Genomic DNA, 19975 nt, shown 5'->3' on the forward strand with positions numbered 1-19975 from the left:
ATGTTAGGGCTACGCCCCTTGACAAAGTAACTTGGGGCGTTAGTTTTGAAATAAATGATCTTAAAAAAATGAAACTTAAAAACCTAAAATTCCTTATCCTTCTACTTTTAATTTGCAGTTATGGATATTCGCAAAATTCATCGCAAGAAAAGGCAAAAAAGCAGTATTTAAAACAACTTAAATATCTACAAAACAAAAAAGCTCCAAACTTTTGTCTTTCAAATAAATTTGGGGAAGAGGTAAAGTTAGAAAAGTTTAAAAATAAAGTGCTTGTGATTGATTTTTGGTCAACACACTGTAAACCTTGTATTCAAGATTTTCCAGATCTAGAAAAGGTAAAAGGCATATTGAAAGATTCTACAAACATTCAGTTTATTGGCATTTGTATAGATACAGATAAACAACGCTGGAAAGATATGCTTGACAAATATAAATTAAGTGGTACTCAATTATTTCTTGATGAAAATTCGGACACAAATGCAAATGAATTTTATTTTAAGAAGATTAAAGAATTTCCTACATACTTGCTCATTTCTTCATCGGGAATTATTCTAGGTAGTTTGCCTTTTCCAACACAACATGAATTCATGGCATGTGTAATTGCCAATGGAATAAACAACATGAATACTGCACAATCAGCTGAACAAATATTTGACAATCCAATGATTATAAAGAAGTACACGCAAGAATAAATTAAAATACTGCCAGTAAAAGCAGATACAAAACAACTAACCAACAAACACCTTACCATGAAACCCAAAACAAGATTATTAACATTATTGCTACTACTGACAACAAGTATCAGCTCTTTTGCTCAAGACAATTTAAGTCCGAAATACGATGAGCGAGTTGAATTGCTAAGTGTAGTGTTCCGTTTGGCACAATCGCCGGAATATATTAATAATGCAGTTAAGCTACATGCTGATGCTGCTGATGAATACTTTAACAAGTATAGCAATCATGAAGTAGTGAAGCTAGCCCAAAAACTTAAAAAGAAACGAGGTGTTGGCTATGATGCTGTAATGTCGATGGCCATTCAGCTGGAAATTAAAAACAACTCGGTCTATTTTAATCCACAATTGAATAAAGATGGTTTGGATGATCGTTGGGGAAATTATGCCGATGAATTTGTTCTGGCACTTCGAAATTTTTACCAGGAAAGTAAGTTTAATACATTCTTTAAAGCCAATCAAAAAATGTATGATTTGGCCTGTGAGCGCTTTCAAATCGTTTCCAATGAAATTAAGATTGAATGGTTCGAAAAGTTTTTTGGCTACAAACCCAAAGGTAAATACCATATTGTTGTAGGTTTGCTACACCGTGGAAACTATGGTCCAAAGTATGTAACAAATTCGGGTGAAGAAAACATATACTCCATTTTAAGTGCCTATAAGGTTGATAGTACTGGATATCCAGTTTTTAAGAAGCACCAAAAGAGCACATTGGTTCATGAATTCTGCCACTCGTTTTGTAATCCATTAGGTGAAAAATATTATTCGGATATGGAGTCGAAAGCAACGGATTTATTTGCTTCGGTTTCAACTTTAATGAAAAGACAAGCCTATGGATCGGCCAAAACCATGATTTATGAAATATTGGTGAGAGCTTCGACCATAAGGTATTTTGAAGACAATGGAGCTAGTAAAAATGCAGTGGAGAAATTACTTAATGCTGAAAAAGCTAAAGGTTTTCTGTGGATAGATGAATTGTATAAAGCATTAGAGCGATATTCATCTAACCGATCGAAATACCCTACCCTAAATGATTTTATGCCCGAAATTGTAAAGGTGCAGAACAATTTAATAGCAGATGATTTGTTAAGCGAATTTAGAAGCAATTGCCCAAAGATTATTCGTACATCATTGAAACAGGGAACTAACAATGTAAGCACTTCTTTAAAGGAGATTATTGTAGAGTATGATAAACCAATGGCTAGCTACGGAATAAGTGATAAAGGCAAACAGCCCAAAATGGATTTGGAATGGCAAAACAAAGAAAGAACCATTCTGTGTATTCATGTTGAACTAGAACCTAACACCAAGTATTTGCTTGATTTTCGTTCTGTTTTTAACGAGGACAAACAAGGCTTTCCTCTGCAAGAAAATTTTGAGTTGGATTTTACAACTGGGGAATAAGCAAGAACTAATCAGAAATCAGGGCTACGCCCCCAGATTAATATGGTATCTTATTTTTCTACGAAGATTTTAGGGCTAACGCCCCAATTAATTCATATCTTTTGTACTACGAAAGACAAAGGGTTAGGCCTCTTTAATTTGATAATAAATACCCATAAAACACCACAACATGACTCTAAAAGAATTATTCGACATCGCAAAATTGCAACTCCAGGATTTAACCGACCTGGATACTCCTGATTTTAGATTAGAGCAAGCAGAATTACTAAAAGAGGATGACATTTGGGAGATTGTAGTGTCCTATTTGGTTGAGGATACCAATAAAAATACAATTCCATCGGCTGCTTTGACTTCTGAGCATCATTTTCAGAGAGTATTTAAAAAGATCAGAATCGACAAGGACAAAAATGTGGTTGGTTTCTATATGTACGACAGCAGAAAGTGATTCTATTTTAATTCAGCAAATTAAATATATCCCCTAGCTAACACAGAATCGCAACTGGTGTTAACTAGGGGATTCTGTTTATAAATAATTTTAGCGACACATTTTTAATGTTTAATTGTTTTGGTAACTTAGGAAGGTGAAATTCATAGGTCTCCCGCTTTAAATTCAATAATGCTATTTCTGCAACACTTTAGTAATTTTTTATTTTATAGATAAATGATATATATTAAAAAGATATTTAAAACTTTGTTTTTCATAGGTATTCTATTTTTGATTGGTATCTATGGATCTAATAAATTGGTTGAAAAAGCTGCCGCAGATAAAATCTACAATAGCACAACGAAAATCCCTCATAATAAAGTAGGCCTATTTCTTGGTACGGCCAAGTATGTATCAAATGGCCAGATTAATCTCTATTACAAGTACAGAATTGATGCTGCTGTAGCATTATTCAAAGCTGGTAAAATTAAGTTTATCCTTGTAAGTGGAGACAATTCAACCAAGGAGTATGATGAGCCATCAACTATAAAAAAAGACTTGATAAGTAAAGGTATCCCTGCCAATAAAATTTACCTTGATTATGCAGGATTTAGAACTCTAGATTCTGTTGTTCGCTGTAAAGAAATTTTTGGTCAGAATAGCATCACCATTATCTCTCAACAATTTCATAATGAAAGAGCCATTTATATTGCCAATTGCAAAGATATTCATGCGATTGGTTTTAATGCTAAAGATGTAAGCGTGCATTATGGTTTTAAAACTCAGCTTAGAGAAAAGCTTGCCAGAGTTAAAATGGTAATTGATTTGGTAATTGGTAAAGAGCCAAAATTTCTTGGTGATAAAATTGAAATAAGATGAAAACAATACGATTAATGATAAAAACTTGTAACGTAAATTAATTGATAATATAAAATCACTTGATCAATATTACTATAGCCAAGTCAAGAATATTGATGTACTTGTGCTCCATCATTGATATTGGAATCATAGCTTTCATGAAACGATATATTAAAAAAGCAAATTAGCCGCCATTCTTTACCAAAGTATAACAACTTACTATTTTATAGCAGTAAATAATTTTACCAAATCATTTTTAATGTTTAATTGAATTTGTAATTTAGAAAATTCAAAAACTAAACATAGATATGCCTGATTTGATCAAGAAAATAGAAAAAGTGATGCGTGCTTTTATTCCTGCTGCAACACCATATATAGATATTGAGAAAAAACTTAAAACTTGGGAAAAGTTTTCCGATAAAAACAATGGAACATTGCAAATAAAAAGAACTGGCAGCAATACTTTTAGTCGTTTAATCATGGAGGTTCCAATTAAAAATTACATGGTTCGGTTTGAGGAATCAGATATAAACCTCTTAAGAGTTACCTGCAATTTAGGAATAAAGGATTTTCGCTTCTATATCACATTTGAAGATGTAATTGAAAAGATTATAAAATCGTTTTATAACCAGGAAATTGAAATTGGTGACAAAGAATTTGACGACAGATACCTGATTACTACAAACAATGAGAGAAAGATGAAAAATATCTTGTCTGATAACAAATTGAAGAACCTTCTACTAAAGAATAGTATTTCCAACTTTCATCTGGCTAAGGGTGAACTTTTTATTTTAGGAGATCGCCATATAGATGAAGCTGAAGAATTTGAAATCATACTTGAAATTTTTAAAAGTTTGATTTCAAAAGTCTGCCAATAAATAAAATACATGAATAACACTTTAAAGAAAAATGATTTTAACTCAAATCAACTGGAACCCAGATCCTGAAATATTCAATATTTTAGGCATATCCATACGATATTACAGCTTACTATTTCTTAGTGGTATCCTATTGTCGATTACTGTTTTGAAATGGATCTTTAAACAGGAAAAGCTACCAGAAGCCAATTTAGAAAAACTATCCATGTATGGGATAATTGGTATTCTGCTTGGTGCCCGACTAGGACATTGTTTGTTTTACGAACCTGGCTATTACTTAAATCATCCTTTGGAAATATTATTGCCAATTCAGTTCACATCCAGCAGTGGAATTGAGTTTACAGGTTATAGAGGATTGGCCAGTCATGGAGGTGCGCTTGGTTTAATCATTGCCCTGTTTCTTTATTCACGCAAGACCAAACATTCTATGCTTGATACCATCGATTTAATTGCCGTAGTTACCGGATTGGGAGCTGGTTTTATCCGCTTGGCCAATTTAATGAACTCGGAGATTGTTGGTATGCCAAGCAACAAAGCATGGGCTTTTGTATTCGAGAGAATCGATACCATTCCCCGTCATCCAGCTCAATTGTACGAAGCCATCTGTTACTTCCTGATTTTTGCTTTTATGCTGTTTTTGTATAAAACCAAGAGAGCGCAATTCAAAAATGGAGTACTCTTTGGAACTGTACTGTTTCTGATATTTACAGCTCGTTTTTTTATTGAGTTTGTTAAAGAAAATCAGGTAGCATTCGAATCGGGTATGCAATTCAACATGGGACAATTGTTGAGTATTCCCTACATTATTGTTGGGCTTGGGTTTATCGCATATGGAATTAGTAAAACCAAAAAGCAATTGAGTTTGCAAGTTTAAATTATAGAAACATGAGAAGAAATAAGATAGTAATTGATGTGCTGTTTATTGTTCTGACAGCAATTATTCTAACAGGATTGAATTACTTTGAATTGCTGGAGAATTTTATTGGCTATGCTTTAGTTCCTATTTTAGTAGCCTATTTTTTAGGGCAGCAAGTTGAAAGAAGATTTAGTAACACTAAATAAATAATCTATGATGAAGATATTTGTTACTCTGGCATTTTGCATAGCCTATTTTGCATGCCATGCTCAAATGAAAAATTCTAATCTGAATTATAAAAATGACACCATTCTTAAGGTTGTTTATAAAAGTAAGAAATCACAAAAGAAAGATCCTGCCTATTTCATAAATGGTAAACATATTAAAGGTTTTAATCCAGCCACAATTGCTCCAAATAATATTGATAGCATAACAGTATTTAAGGAAGACTTCACAATCGACACAAAATCATACTATGGACAAATAAATATCTTTCTCAAAAAAGGATACTCTCCTAAATGGATATCTTTAAATGACTTAAAAAGGAAGTACATAAAAAGTGTTAATACTCCAACCATTTTCATGTTAAACAATGATTTTATAAAGTTAGATTATAGTGAATTCTTTATTGATGAAAAATACATTTTAAAATTGGAAGTAGAGTCAATGCATAAGCAAATAGGAGATATTCAAATTGCTCGAATTTTAACCAAGACTGAAGACAATATCAAAAAAGCAAATGAGATTCGAATTCGGTAGATTCGAAAATCGAAGATTTAACAATCATATCAACCTATAAGTTTAATTCTTGCCCAAACCTCTTGGAACACAGTAAATTTTTCATTGAATAAATTAATAGATAAACTTTGTTGATTCTTAATTTAAATTTAGTCCAATATCTATTTTGACATATTGTTTTGCATGATTTGGTAAATTTATGCGTTCTATAACCTAAAAAATTAACCAACTATGAAAGAAAAACAAGAGGACAAACTGTATATCTGTAAACCTTGTGGCTATGTAATGAAAGAAAGCGAACTACAGGATGTATGCCCTGCTTGTGGTTTACCAAAAAAAGTATTCGAACAATACAAAGAAAGAATGTCTCCAGGGCGAAGTAGAATTTTACACCTCGATTTGCATCCTATTGCAGTTCATTTCCCCCAAACTACATTGGTTTTTGCACTTCAGGCATTGCTAATCAATCTATTCTTCCCAAACTTCTACCCTGAAATTTTATTGGGTACAGCAAAATTCTCGGCAGTAATCTTTCCATTTACTGTTTTTGGTGCCTTTTTAAGTGGAATGATCGATGGTAAATTGCGTTTTAAATCGGTAACCACTCCTATTCTTAAAAAGAAAATCATTTACAGTACCATAATGCTTATTGCTTCCTTTTTCACACCATTTTTAGCATGGAAAGGGATTGAAGATTTACAATCAAAGATTTTGTTATTGATTTGTGGTACTATCGCATTAATCTGTGGTATTGTACTTGGACATGCCGGCAAACGATTAATGAATATTGGTATGGGTGGTGCTGTTAAAATTTGGGGAAGGAAGTTTTAAGGATCATATTTTACTATTCAATCTTATAGATGATAACCATGAAGAATCTACTCTTAACATTGGCATGCTTTTTTACTTTAGCATCCTGCAATAATAAAATGAAGGATTACGTAAATTCTGATCAGGATTATACCATTATTCCAAAGCCAATTGATATCCAAGTTAAAAATGGTCGGTTTATTATCGATCAAAACACAAAAGTAACAGCTGATAAAGATCTGGAAGTCGAAGCTCAATATCTTGCAGAGATTTTATCTCTTTCAACAGGAAAGGAAATCCAATTTACAGATAAGAATACTAAAGGTAATATCAATTTGATCATCGATTCTTCATTGGAATCCGACGAAGCTTATATATTATCGGTTGATTACAATAAAGTTAAAATTAGTGGTAAAACTGCTAAAGGTATATTCTATGGTATACAAAGTTTACGTCAACTTATTCAAAAGAAAGCACGCTGCGAAAGTGAATCTGAAATTGCCAGTATTCCCGCTACTCTTATTACTGATGCTCCCAGATATGCATACAGAGGCATGCATTTGGATGTAGCCCGACATTTCTTTTCAGTAGATTTTATCAAACGATATATTGATATTTTGGCAATGCACAAAATGAATTCATTTCATTGGCATTTGACCGAAGATCAAGGCTGGCGAATCGAAATCAAGAAATATCCAAAACTAACTGAGGTAGGTGCCTTGAGAAACGGAACCATTGTGGGCAATTACCCCGGAAGTGAAAATGACAACCTAAAATATGGTGGATATTATACTCAGGAAGAAGTGAAGGAAGTAATTGCTTATGCAGCAAAAAATCACATTACTGTAATTCCTGAAATTGAACTTCCTGGTCACAGTAGTGCTGCTATTGCAGCTTATCCATTTCTGAGCTGTTTTCCGAAAGAAAATAGCATCGTTCCAAAAGGTATGATTTCCGAAGGATCAAAAAAAGCTCAAAGAAATGGCAAGCCTAAAATCGTACAGGAATCATGGGGCGTATATGATGATGTTTATTGCGCTGGAAAAGAAGAAACCTTTGAAGTTCTGGAGAATATCTTAAGTGAAGTAATTGAATTGTTCCCTTCAAAATACATCCACATTGGTGGCGATGAATGTCCAAAAGGAAACTGGAAAAGGTGTTCTCTTTGTCAGAAAAGAAAAAAAGAGCACGGCTTAAAGGATGAGCATGAACTACAAAGCTATTTCATCCAACGAATAGAAAAGTTTGTAAACAGCAAAGGAAAAAATATCATTGGATGGGATGAAATTCTGGAAGGGGGTTTGGCTCCAAATGCTACGGTAATGTCGTGGAGAGGCAATAAAGGAGGAATTGAGGCAGCTAATGCAGATCACAATGTGATCATGTCGCCAAACTCTCATTGCTACTTTGATCATTATCAAGCCAAAGACAGAACAAATGAACCCATTGCAATAGGTGGTTTTCTTCCTGTAGAAAAGGTGTATTCTTTCGATCCTACTCCGGATGAATTGGAAGCAAGCAAACACAAATACATTTTGGGAGGACAAGCAAATTTATGGACAGAATACATCGGAACTGAAGAGTATGCCGAGTATATGCTCTTACCACGACTAACAGCCCTTTCGGAATCATTGTGGTCGCAGAAAAAAATGAAAAACTGGGATGATTTTAAAGTGAGATTATCAACTTTTAGAAAAAAGTATGACGAATTGGGTTTGAATTACGCCAAGCATGTTTTCAAAGACGAAGAGTAAACTCCAAATAAAAAAATAAATAAGAAGGCAATTTCCAATTATGGTAGTTGCCTTCTTGCATAATTCAACTCTCACATATATTTTTAAAGTTCAAGAAAGAAATCAATTGCAATGACTACTCCTGAAGAAAACAAACTGATATACTACGTTAAGAAATGGGTGAACATCACCAAGGATGATGAATCCGCTATTTTATCTGCATTCGAACAAGCCAGTATCAGAAAGAAAAAAGACCTTTTAGTTCCGGGAGAAATTTGCAAGTACAATTATTTCATTATAAAAGGATGCATACGCACCTACTATATAGATGACAAGGGAGTAGAACATATCTACCACATTCGATTTGATAACAATTGGGTTGGTGATTTGGAAAGTTTTTTCAGTCAGAAACCTTCGAAATACTATATAGAAGCGCTCGAGGACACTCAATACATTCGCATTTCAAAAGATCGATTGGATCAATTGTATGATGAAGTTCCTGCTTTTGATCGTTACTTTAGAATTCTTTTTCAAAAGGCCTATGTAAACACCCTAAAGCGTTTAAATGCTAATATGTGGGAACCGGCTATCGACAGATACAAGGACATGCTAAAGGAGCATCCCGATATGTTTCAAAGGGTTCCACTTACCTATATTGCTTCATATCTTGGTATAACACCAGAAAGTCTTAGTAGAATCAGAAAGAAAAATAATCAATAGACTTCCTGATTTTACAATACCCTATTATCTATTTTTTTTCAAACTTCACTTGACATAGGTCAATTTTATTTCTTAACACAGGTCAAGTACTTCAAGTTTTCATGCTTTTACATTTGTATTAAAAGATATTCAAAACAGAAGAATACAATTTTAATACAACAAATAAATTAAAAGTCATGAAAAAGTTAAGTTTATTATTGGTGCTATTATTTGTAACTGGCATCTATGTTTTTGCACAAAAAAACCAAGTTAAGATTAATGAATCTCAAGTTAAATGGACTGGAACAAAAATAGGCGGATCTCATAAGGGAGAAATCAAAATTGAACATGGGTTCCTTTCTTTAAAGAGTGATCAAATTATTGGCGGTGAAATCGTTATGGACATGAACAGCATTACCGTTACTGATATTGAAGACCAGGGATACAATCAAAAATTAGTTGGCCATTTAAAGTCAGATGATTTCTTTGGAGTTGAAAAATTTTCAAACTCGAAGTTTGTGATCAGCAAAGCAACAGAATTTGCAGATGGCAAGGCAAAAGTTACCGGACAACTTACCATTAAAGGCAAAACGGAAAGCTTAAGCTTTGATGTTTTTAAAGATGGAAACAGCTATACTGCACAAATTAAAGTTGACCGTTCAAAATTTGATGTTCGTTATGGCTCAAACTCATTCTTTGACAACTTAGGCGATAAAGTGATTGGCGATATTTTCACTCTTGACATTTCACTTATCATTTAATTCCTCATCACGGCAAGCATGGGATTTATCCCATGCGATTCTAATAAAAAAGCAAAATATCATGAATATTTTAATCGTAAAATACCTACCATCAGGTAGTAAATCAAATACTCTTGGTTTATTAAACCACTTTACAGAAAATTTAAGTACAAAACACAATATTACGGAAGTTGACTTGCTTAAATCGCCTCCAAAATATTTCGACGAGCTTACATTAGGTGCTTATGCCAAAAGAAACTTTGGTGGAATTGAACTTGATTCAAAAGAATCAGAAGCCATAAAACCACTTGATGAACTAAATGAACAATTTATAAATGCTGATTTGGTAGTTCTAGCTCTTCCTATGCACAATTTTTCATTGCCGGGAATCGTAAAAGTATATTTAGATGCGATCATGCAAAGCGGTAAAGTATTCAAATATGAAAATGGAACTCCCCTTGGATTAATGGATAAAATGAAATTTGTAACACTTTACACCAGTGCAGGTAAATACCTGGGGGATTATGAATTTTTAGATAATGTAAAAACCCTTCTAAAAATAGAACTCGACTTTATGGGCATTAAAGATTACGGCTTTGTTCATGCCAGTAGCGGAAATCCTGACAACATCGAATCTGAATTCGCAAATGCAAAACAAGAAATTGATCAGATAATTCAAAACTGGAACATATAATCCACAAGAAACAAAATGATTATAGAAAGGAGATGTTAGCGCATCTCCCTTCTAATAATTTACTTCACCCACTCAACAATTTCTTCCATCGGAAAACGTGATTGAGGAAAGGGAGAATCCTCTTTTCTATAGCCAAATGCTACCATTGCTGCAACACCAAGTTTATTCATATCTACAATTCCTTCGTCAACTAAAATTTCTTCAACCTTGGTTCTGTCGAAACCTTCAATTGGACAAGAATCAATTCCAATTTGAGCCGCGGCTGTCATCATATTTGCAAATGGCAAATACACCTGTTTACAAGCCCAGTCAAAAATTTTACGATCATCTGTTAAGTCGAACTCATTATCCATAAAGTTGCCAAAGAATTTTAACTTCATCTCTTCAATATCAGCTGGAAGTTTATCCACCTCTTGCGATTTGTATTTTAGATATTCCGATCCAACACGCATTTCATCTCCTTTACGAGCCAAAAGAATAACAAAGTGACTTGCCGAAGCCAATTGCTTTTGTGCTCCCCAACTAGGTTCTGACAATTTCTCACGTAGTTCTTTATTTTGTACTACAATAAATTTCCAAGGCTCCCATCCAAATGAACTTGGAGAACGTCTTCCAACCTCAAGAATAAATTCGAAATCATCATCTGAGATTTTCTGATCCTCTTCAAAAACTTTTATTGCGCGACGATATGCATGCGCTTTCAATATTTCTTCTTTTTTTTCTTTCATACGGCATTAATTTTTCTTGCTTCAAAAATATCTTATATATACTTTCGTGTCAAGTACATACTTTTTTCATACATAGTATATTTTTAGATACTTTTATTGAATATCAACCTATTATCAACCACAAGAAATTTAAATATGACTAAAAAAAAATCAGATGCTCCAATTTGTGCTTTAGATTATGCGTTTAGAAGAATAGGTGGTAAACACAAAGCTCGTATTCTTTGGTACATCTATCAGCAAAATAATGTATTGAGGTATGGAGAACTAAAAAAAATGGTTCAGAATATTACATCAAAGATGTTAACCCAAACTTTGCGCGAGTTGGAGGAAGATAACCTGCTTAATCGTAAGGTTTATCCTGTTGTTCCACCCAAAGTAGAGTACTCGCTTACCGAAACGGGAAAAGAATTGATTCCATTTATAGAGCATATTGGTGCTTGGGGGCGCGCGCAGATGGAAAAAGAGAAGGTGGAAAATAAAAAAAAGGACGAATAATCATTCGCCCCATATTTTATAAATCTTCTATTACATAAACCAAAGTCTTAATTAATTTGGATGAAAAACTTAAGCCCTTGTTGCTGCCAGAACTTGTTAAACTAGCAATGCCTCTGCCAACATCAATGGCTTTTTGCCCTTTAATCAATTCCAAATCATCCATTGAGAGTAATATTTTACTTGAAGGAACAATAATGTGTAAGGTCTCTGCCAAGAATATGGTCAACAATTGATCTGAATCTTGAGTATCAATAATCAATTTTCCTGAATCCGCAATAGCATATTCTGCTTCAATTATTGCATTTTTAGCATTACTAATCTCAAATGACTTTTTGTGCAGGTCAATACTATTCAAGCGAATAAATTCAAACTGAACGTTTTCCTTGCTTGCCGCTTCAATAAATAATTCCTGATCTACTTTAAGAGAGTCATTTCCCAATTGGTTTGAATTCGCTAAAAATGAATCCAAAAGGTCTCTCCTGTTTTCTGTCGAAAATAAATTTTGCTTCTGTGTAAATGTTCTGACTTCCATACCTTTTAGATTTTAATTAAAACTAGCATCTAAAAGGCAAAAGGAATGCCAAAGAGTGATTCTAAAAGTTAAGAAAACTCAAGTTTTGTTACACCACTGATATACTGCACATTAACAACCAATACAGACTCTACCATTTTACATCAAAAGTGTTCAATTCTGCACATTTAACTCTAAGCTTGTGGCAAATTCGCACAATCGGGCCAAATCGCACATTTACTGCTGATTTAAAAGTGTGAATTTTCTCCACGACTGTGGATTTTTTTCACATTTTAAGAAAGTTTAAAAACACTATAATTTATTCATTCTGCTACGAAGTGCACTTCTGGTTATTCCTAAATATTCTGCAGTTTTAGATTTGTTGTTATCGAACTTTTTTAGAGCCTTCCTTACAATCTCCAATTCCAATTGCTCAATATGAAGTTCATTTTCAGGCAGTATAATTCGTCCTGGAATAAGTGGCTGATCACCTGCTGCTATCTCCTCATTTTCTGCCTGAAGAAATCTAATGTGCTCGGGTTTTAATTCGATATCATTATACAAGAGTGTCGCTCTTTCGATGGTATTTTTTAGTTCACGAATATTTCCTGGCCAATCGTAATCCTTCAATATCGATTGAGCTTCTTTGCTGATGAACTTAAATTTACGTCCTCTCTTCTTGGCATATTGATCCAAAAATATCTGTGAAAAAGACAGAATAGCTTCTTTTCGTTCCTTTAAAGATGGAATGTATAAACGACCAGTATTCAATCGGTAATACAAATCGCTTCGGAAGGTCTTCTCCGAAACCATTTCCTTTAAATTCCGATTGGTTGCACAAATAATACGTACATCCAAATCAATTGCCTGGCTACCACCAACACGATACATCTCTTTTTGCTGCAATACTCTCAACAGCTTTGGTTGCATGTCCAGAGGCATTTCTCCAATTTCGTCGAGGAATAATGTTCCGCCTTGTGCCAACTCCAATTTACCTGGCTTACCTTCCTTTTTTGCACCAGTAAATGCTCCGTCGGCATAACCAAATAACTCACTCTCGAATAAGGTTGGCGAAATTGCCGAACAGTTTATCGAGATGAAAGGTTTCAAGGTATCTGACTCCTGACCGAAATGAACCAATCTTGCCATTACCTCCTTACCAGTACCTGTTTCGCCTTCAATCAATACAGGAACCGATCGATCTTCATGAAATTGCTCTGCCATACGAACTACTCCACGCATGGCATCCGAAAACACACCAATTTTACCTACCGAAGTAATTTCTCTAATGGTAGTTTCGTAATAATTAATTCTCTCTGCCTCATCTTTTTTAGCGGAAGTAATCTCTCTTTCGAAATTTTCCTTTAAATCCCGATTTTCAGTCTTCAATCGAATATTCTCGGCAACCCTTTCAATTAGTATTGCCAATTCCTCAATATTTACAGGCTTAAGTAAATAATCATAAGCACCTCCCCGTAAAGCTTCAATGGAAGTTTCCATATCGCCAAAGCCAGTCATAATAACAACCTCAATAACTTTACCTTCTTGTGTACTTTTAATTCTTTTTAATAATTCCAAACCTGAAATACCAGGCATTCTCATGTCGGATATTACCATTCGATAATCTTCCGTTTGCATTAATCTTAATGCTTCTTCTCCATTATGGCATAAACTAATCTGATGTCCCAATTGCTCCTCAATGAATTCGGCAACTGCAGCCCCACTGGAAATATCATCATCAACAATTAATATCCTCATGATTAATAGGTTTTATAAAGAAAACTTACTCTTGTAATTTAAATTTAACGATAAAGCTAGCTCCTCCATCGGCATTGTTATAGTTGGAAATGTCTCCTTGAAATCGATCGATAAAAGATTTTACGATGGCCATTCCTAATCCACTTCCCGATTCAGGTCCTTTGGTTGTAAACAATGGATCATAGATTTTTTCTTGAATTTCTTCATCTATACCTGTTCCATTGTCATGGATTTCAAAAATTCCATATTGCTTGTCCTTGCTCAATCTGATTAAAATTCGTTTGGATTCCTTTTTCACCTTATCCAGCGAATGAATCGAATTTACAATCAAATTAACAACAATTTGCTCAAACTGTATAAAATTGGAATGTACTAAAATCTCCTCTGTAGGCAAATCACTTTGCAACTCAATACTGTGGTCATAAACTTGTCTTTCCACTAATGATAAAGCACTATTAACAGCGCTTAACATGTCAACCGTCTCGCTTCCGATATCTCTTGGTTTCTCCCAAAATTTACGCATATGTTTAATAATGGAGTCAATACGCTCTGTTCCTTCAGATATGGTTTTGATTTTTCGGGTAAACATCTCAGGCAGCTCCCCTGGATTTCTTTTTTGCCAGAACAATACGCTATCTGCGGTAATTTTTATGGCATTTAATGGTTGATTAATTTCATGGGTAATTCCTGCAGCCATAACTCCAATGGAGGCCAATCGAGACGATTCTTCCAATAATCGAATGGCATCCAAATTTTTTTGTTCTGCCTCAATTCTTGCCTCCATCAACGAATTTCGCTCCCATGCATTGGCAATCATATTGACTGTACTGAAAAAGATGGATATTTCATCTCTTGTCCATTTGTATTGTTGATTTTGAGAAAACCCCATTAGGCCAAGTACCTTTTTCTCAACAACCACAGGCAATATTACCACAGATTTGATATTTCTTTTGCGATAGAATTCTCTTGCCTTATCACCTAAATTAGAAAGATCATTCGATACAATACTCCTGTGCTTTTGCAAACGCGCAATAACATCCTCTAGTTCCGAAAAATAGAACTGATCAACATCTTTAATATTTTTCCCTTTGGTAGATATTCTACTTTTAATTTTTACAGCAAAGTCATCAGATGATTGAATCGAATAAAGACTTATTCTGGCTACATTCAATTCCTCTGTCATCAATTTTAAAACATCATCCAAAACATGCTTAAAATCAGCAGAAGCATTCAGCAAACGCCCAATTATACCAAGTAAACGCTCATGTTTAACTGATATTTTCAACCTTTCTTTCTCTTTGATTAAAGCTCGTTCCGCTCTTATTCTCCTGATGATTGCTCTAGATAGAACTACAATAATAAGGGTAGAAATAGATATAATTCCCAGAACAATATGCACCCACTCCCTATGTTCACTATAAAAAGATCGAGGTGAATTTCGAAGAAATGTTCCCTTTGGCAAAACGCCATCGTCAATATTAAATCGCTTTATTTCATTGTAGTTTACAACATATTGATCCAAAGGTTTTCTATGAATAGGAATTGAATCAATAGGTGTTCCACTTAGAATATTATCTACCATTTTTGCAGCCATCTCGCCATGAAAACTTCCTTTTACAATTTTCCCTCCAATTACACCATCGTTAACATAGAATGACCATACAATATAAACAGGAACTTTGCTGGCTGGAATCAAAAGATCCAAATTATCTTGAAAGCTTATAAACTTGCCTTGTTTATCTTTGTTAAAAGTAAGTAACAAAATGGATGTATCACCTTTCACTTTTTTTACATCGGTCACCAATTCGTCTATGGTTTTATCTTCGTAATAGATAAACTCCAATTGATCTTTATACTTTTTTTGTATATCAACCATGGATAACTTGTTGAGCTTTCCCGTTGTAGTTATATTATCATTGATTACAACAAGTTGTTTGGTATTGGGTCTTGTTGTTAGGATTAGGTCAATTACTCCATCCCAGTCAACCTCTTCGGCAACACCGGTTATATTTTGCATTCCTTCAATCATTTCATCTTTAAAATGATTGATCCCACAAAAAACAATAGGAGTATTCTTAAAGTATTTGTCCCCATGATTGCGAACAAAGGAGAGTGCATTATTGTCAGACACAATAATTGCATCGTAATTTTCCTTCATCAGCTTCAAATCATACAATTCAATTAGCTTCTCAAGGTATTCGGGTGATGGGTTTCTTTTGGTATCAAGATATTCGTAATCAAGCTCATATTTATTCCCAACGGAATCCATAACAGATTGAATACCCAAGTTTACATTATCGGTCCAACGCAAACCTTGATGATAGGAATGAAGAACGAGTATTTTTTTCCTGCCATTGGAATAAGCAACAATTGAAGTAAACAGAAAAAAAATGATTAATAAATTGCGTAAACACCTCATATCGTCTTTGAATTGATAAGAAACACTTGCCCAATATAAGTGAAATATCAACATTTTAGGCAGATGCTAAGATGTTACGCAGAAGTTTTAAAGAGGTTATCAAACAGCAATCGTAAAAATAAATTTACTTCCTTTGCCCAATTCACTTTCAACTCTCATCTCTCCACCATGCCTTTCCACAAACTCTTTACAAAGAATTAAACCAAGCCCGGTTCCTGTCTCATTTTCAGTTCCATTCTTAGTTACCTTCTCATCAATCTTAAACAATTTGCTAATGTTTTCTGGTGTAATTCCTATTCCATTATCAGCTACTGTAATTTCAATAAATTGATCTAGCACCCGCGAACTAACTTTAATTACACCCCCTCGAGGTGTGAATTTTATTGCATTGCTCACCAGGTTTCGCACTACCGTATCAATCATGTTCTCATCAACAAAAGCCTTAAGGTTTTCATCAATCTCTGCTGATAAACAAATTTCTTTGTGCTCTGCACTTCCGGTTAGTAAATTGACTACTTCGTTTACCAAATTCCATAAATCAACCTCTTTTGGTTTAAATTTGATATTGCCAGTCTGCATTCGGGCCCATTCCAAAAGGTTTTCCAACAATTTGTATCCCCTTCTGGCTGATTGATTAATGATTTCATGAAAATTATGAAGTTGTTCCTTATCAAGCTCTTTAGAACTATTTACCAGAAAATCTGAAGCTCCAATTAATGAAGCAAAAGGATTTTTTAAATCATGTGCAATAATGGAAAAGAATTTATCCTTAGTCGCATTCAAACGTTCCAACTCTTTTCTTTGTCTTTCGATCATCACCTTCTGGCGAGTCAATTCTTCCTCCAACTGATCCTTCACCATCATACGCTTTCTGATATTCTGTAAAGGAATCAAAACCGTATCAATAATTTTAATATTGAATTTGATCTCAACTTCTCTCAAATTGTCCTGTGTACATTGCAACAAAACACTATCGACTTTAGCTCTAGCCGATGCAGAACGAGTATCAGTATCAATTAATGCGTATTCCCCAAAACTTCTGGACTCATCTAATTCAATAAAAATGTGATCCTCATCATGAATTTGTATACATCCTTCTGCAATTACATATACTGCTCCTCCCGGATCACCGAAGGTAAAAATGCAGTCACCTGCGGGTACATTCTTAATTTCTACAATTTCAGACAGGTAAGCAAAAACTTTTTCATCCTGCTCCGCCAGGAAATCTAATTTCCTTAACAATGAAATCTTGGTCTCAGAAGGTAAAATCATTTTAGGTCGTGGTTTGGTCGACTACAAATTTATCTATTTATCATTCAAATAAATAAAATCTAAAAAATAAAGACAAAAAAAAACTGCTGAAATTATCAGCAGTTTCAATTCATTATACGATCTGATTAGAACAATTTAAATCCTAATGTTACATTAAACATTTTGTTCTTCTTCAAGAACTCAGATGAAACATCGCTTAATCCAAATTCATAATCCACATCCAAAGTAAGTTTCCAAACGTCAACACCTGCTCCTACTTTAGCATTCCAAACCGCACCTTTTAAATCTTCATCTTCAAATCGTTGCTTCAAAGCTGAAGAAAAGCTATCATCAATATTAAATGATGCAACAGGTCCAGCAAATGCTCTTAATTTAAAAGCAGGAAGTTTTACAAGCTTGTAACCTAATAACATAGGAATATCCATGCTCTTAGTTTTAACGTCTCCACTAACTCCATTAACAACAACTTCACTTTTTCTAGATACATAGTTTAATTCTGGTTGTAGATACCATTTGTTCAAATTAATTCTTAAAAAGGCACCTAACATCATTCCATTATCAGCCTTATCTTTAACTTCTGATACTGATGGCATTTTCGTATCCATTTTTGTACTTACCAAACCAGCATGTACACCAAAATTTATAGGAGATGACAATTGAGCGAATAATGCAGAACTGAACAAACAGATCACTGCTAATAAGATTAATTTCTTCATAGTTAAATAATTTTCAATTTTTAGAAATACTAATTTAATAGTTTTTTTAACATTAATCGTTAATTTAAAATGATTAATGTTATAAAATATAATATATACTACTAAATAAACCGAACGAGCACAAAAAAACCCGACTCAAAGCCGGGTTTAATATTTTGTTATGATGGAATTATAATCCCAATTTCTTTTTCATTTCTTTCGACAAAGCATCCTTGTGAATCATGAAAGACATGGTTTTGTATGCTACGAATGGGAATGAAGCATAGAAGTATCCGTCGTACTTGTTGCTATCATCAGCCCATGAGTTCTTCACAATAAAGTATTTGTTATCTTTTTGATCTTTTGCAATACCTACAATGTGCATACCGTGATCATCAGTAGTTGTGTAGTTATCGTATGCAATTTGACGCAATTCCTGAGTAATTTCTTTCTCTTTAACAGGACCAGCATCACCACTTAATTTGGCAGCTTTCTCAGTTTTTGAAAGAGATTCCCATTTTGAAATTTCAGAATCTGTCATGTTTTTAGTTTCAGTTTCAGGAACAATAGCGATACCTTTTCTGTACATGAAACCTTTTTCACTTACGTCAGAAGCCCAACCAATGGTATAACCATCCATGATTGCTTTCTCCATAATTTCCATCATTTCATTCAATGGCACGTTGTAAACCTCATCCCACAACCAGTTATCTGGCACTTCTATAATGAATTTTTCATAGAATGGGTGGTGAGTGTATGATGAAATCTCGATATAATCATCAGCATTCACACCAACAAAATCCTTAGCAAATGACTTTGGAGTATACTCTTTTCCTTCGTACTCGAATTTCTCTGGCTTCTCACCCAAATAAGAATCTAGAATTCCATCGAAACCTTTGTGCCAAACTGGAGTTAATTTTTTATTTCTGTTCTTGATTACAGCAGTAACGTAGTCATTCAAAACAGCATCCAACTCACCATGAGTATGTCCTTCTTCACCGTAATTTAATCCTTCGTAAACTCCTTCAGGTACGATACCGTAGTTTTTCAACACATAAGTAACATCGTGGAAGGCTCCACCGCCACCAAAGTTGAAATTACCATGCATTCTAACATGTCTTTTCGCTTTATCTGAATAGCAGTTGTATACTACGAACATTTCAGACAAATCTACTTCTGGCTTACCCATTCTAATCATTTCTGATTCGATGAATGACAAACCTGAGAATGACCAACATGTTCCTGATCTGTGCTGATCTTTTACAGATGTTGCAGGTAATCTTTTGATATCAGAAAACTGATAAGCTTCTTTTTTCTTCTCATCTTTTTTCACTCCAGCAGAAGCCGAAAAAGCCAATCCTGCTGCTAAAAGTCCAACGCTTAAGAATTTTAGTTTCATGTGTCAATAATTTTATAGTGTTCATTTGGAATAAGATTCCAACACCGACCAACTCCCTATTATACTATTTATCAATCGGTAATAAACATTTATGTATTTTGTTATAATGTATTCAAACGCTTGCAAAATTAGC

Annotated in this window: 21 protein-coding genes; 14 read left to right on the top strand and 7 right to left on the bottom strand. The window is 34.0% G+C overall.

Going from position 1 to position 19975, the window contains the following annotated elements; translation table 11 throughout:
* Positions 1-68: 68 nt before the first annotated feature.
* The 13 genes from BXY64_RS12275 (at position 69) to BXY64_RS12330 (ending at position 10565) form a co-directional block, all read left to right on the top strand.
* A complete protein-coding gene (locus BXY64_RS12275; RefSeq protein ID WP_120240283.1) occupies positions 69-692 on the top strand; it encodes a TlpA family protein disulfide reductase in 624 nt (207 codons plus the stop codon).
* A gap of 57 nt (positions 693-749) precedes the next feature.
* Positions 750-2135, top strand: a complete 1386-nt coding sequence (locus BXY64_RS12280; protein WP_120240284.1) for a DUF4932 domain-containing protein — start codon at positions 750-752, stop codon at positions 2133-2135.
* Positions 2136-2304: 169 nt separating this feature from the next.
* The gene (locus BXY64_RS12285) at positions 2305-2580 is read left to right on the top strand and encodes a hypothetical protein (RefSeq protein ID WP_120240285.1); all 276 of its coding nucleotides are present in this window, start codon (positions 2305-2307) and stop codon (positions 2578-2580) included.
* A 216-nt stretch (positions 2581-2796) separates the two neighbouring features.
* Positions 2797-3438, top strand: coding sequence for a SanA/YdcF family protein (locus BXY64_RS12290; protein ID WP_120240286.1), 642 nt, complete (start codon positions 2797-2799; stop codon positions 3436-3438).
* Between the two features lie 287 nt (positions 3439-3725).
* On the top strand, positions 3726-4295 hold the full coding sequence (locus tag BXY64_RS12295) for a hypothetical protein (protein ID WP_120240287.1): 570 nt from the start codon (positions 3726-3728) through the stop codon (positions 4293-4295).
* A gap of 31 nt (positions 4296-4326) precedes the next feature.
* Positions 4327-5169 carry a prolipoprotein diacylglyceryl transferase gene (gene lgt, locus BXY64_RS12300; RefSeq protein ID WP_120240288.1) on the top strand — a complete coding sequence of 281 codons (843 nt, stop codon included), beginning with the start codon at positions 4327-4329 and terminating at the stop codon, positions 5167-5169.
* 11 nt (positions 5170-5180) lie between these two features.
* Positions 5181-5357 carry a hypothetical protein gene (locus BXY64_RS21365; RefSeq protein ID WP_170150645.1) on the top strand — a complete coding sequence of 59 codons (177 nt, stop codon included), beginning with the start codon at positions 5181-5183 and terminating at the stop codon, positions 5355-5357.
* 7 nt (positions 5358-5364) lie between these two features.
* Positions 5365-5910, top strand: a complete 546-nt coding sequence (locus BXY64_RS12305) for a hypothetical protein (protein ID WP_147375985.1) — start codon at positions 5365-5367, stop codon at positions 5908-5910.
* Positions 5911-6120: 210 nt separating this feature from the next.
* On the top strand, positions 6121-6720 hold the full coding sequence (locus BXY64_RS12310; RefSeq protein WP_120240290.1) for a rubredoxin-like domain-containing protein: 600 nt from the start codon (positions 6121-6123) through the stop codon (positions 6718-6720).
* A 38-nt stretch (positions 6721-6758) separates the two neighbouring features.
* Complete coding sequence (locus BXY64_RS12315) at positions 6759-8453, top strand: beta-N-acetylhexosaminidase (protein ID WP_120240528.1); 1695 nt, start codon at positions 6759-6761, stop codon at positions 8451-8453.
* Positions 8454-8564: 111 nt separating this feature from the next.
* Positions 8565-9152, top strand: a complete 588-nt coding sequence (locus tag BXY64_RS12320; RefSeq protein ID WP_120240291.1) for a Crp/Fnr family transcriptional regulator — start codon at positions 8565-8567, stop codon at positions 9150-9152.
* 176 nt (positions 9153-9328) lie between these two features.
* The gene (locus BXY64_RS12325; protein ID WP_120240292.1) at positions 9329-9892 is read left to right on the top strand and encodes a YceI family protein; all 564 of its coding nucleotides are present in this window, start codon (positions 9329-9331) and stop codon (positions 9890-9892) included.
* A 61-nt stretch (positions 9893-9953) separates the two neighbouring features.
* On the top strand, positions 9954-10565 hold the full coding sequence (locus tag BXY64_RS12330) for an NAD(P)H-dependent oxidoreductase (RefSeq protein WP_120240293.1): 612 nt from the start codon (positions 9954-9956) through the stop codon (positions 10563-10565).
* A 59-nt stretch (positions 10566-10624) separates the two neighbouring features.
* Here the strand turns inward: BXY64_RS12330 and BXY64_RS12335 are convergent, their stop codons facing one another.
* Positions 10625-11293 (bottom strand): NAD(P)H-dependent oxidoreductase, encoded by a 669-nt coding sequence (locus BXY64_RS12335; protein ID WP_120240294.1) that lies wholly within the window; start codon positions 11291-11293, stop codon positions 10625-10627.
* Between the two features lie 135 nt (positions 11294-11428).
* On the opposite strand from BXY64_RS12335, the gene BXY64_RS12340 reads away from it, so the two are divergent.
* Complete coding sequence (locus BXY64_RS12340; protein WP_120240295.1) at positions 11429-11788, top strand: winged helix-turn-helix transcriptional regulator; 360 nt, start codon at positions 11429-11431, stop codon at positions 11786-11788.
* A gap of 16 nt (positions 11789-11804) precedes the next feature.
* Here BXY64_RS12340 and BXY64_RS12345 read toward each other — a convergent pair whose 3' ends face one another.
* From BXY64_RS12345 to BXY64_RS12370, 6 genes are all read right to left on the bottom strand, one after another.
* Positions 11805-12320 (bottom strand): LUD domain-containing protein, encoded by a 516-nt coding sequence (locus BXY64_RS12345; RefSeq protein WP_120240296.1) that lies wholly within the window; start codon positions 12318-12320, stop codon positions 11805-11807.
* 291 nt (positions 12321-12611) lie between these two features.
* Positions 12612-14057: a sigma-54-dependent transcriptional regulator gene (locus BXY64_RS12350; RefSeq protein ID WP_120240297.1), complete on the bottom strand. Its 1446-nt coding sequence runs from the start codon at positions 14055-14057 to the stop codon at positions 12612-12614.
* Positions 14058-14082: 25 nt separating this feature from the next.
* On the bottom strand, positions 14083-16476 hold the full coding sequence (locus BXY64_RS12355; RefSeq protein WP_170150646.1) for an ABC transporter substrate binding protein: 2394 nt from the start codon (positions 16474-16476) through the stop codon (positions 14083-14085).
* Positions 16477-16575: 99 nt separating this feature from the next.
* Positions 16576-17748 (bottom strand): ATP-binding protein, encoded by a 1173-nt coding sequence (locus BXY64_RS12360; RefSeq protein WP_120240299.1) that lies wholly within the window; start codon positions 17746-17748, stop codon positions 16576-16578.
* Positions 17749-17873: 125 nt separating this feature from the next.
* Positions 17874-18464 (bottom strand): porin family protein, encoded by a 591-nt coding sequence (locus BXY64_RS12365; RefSeq protein WP_120240300.1) that lies wholly within the window; start codon positions 18462-18464, stop codon positions 17874-17876.
* A 169-nt stretch (positions 18465-18633) separates the two neighbouring features.
* Positions 18634-19842, bottom strand: coding sequence for a C1 family peptidase (locus tag BXY64_RS12370; protein WP_120240301.1), 1209 nt, complete (start codon positions 19840-19842; stop codon positions 18634-18636).
* Between the last annotated feature and the right edge of the window lie 133 nt (positions 19843-19975).

Source organism: Marinifilum flexuosum, from assembly GCF_003610555.1.
GTDB classification, from domain to species: Bacteria; Bacteroidota; Bacteroidia; order Bacteroidales; family Marinifilaceae; genus Marinifilum; species Marinifilum flexuosum.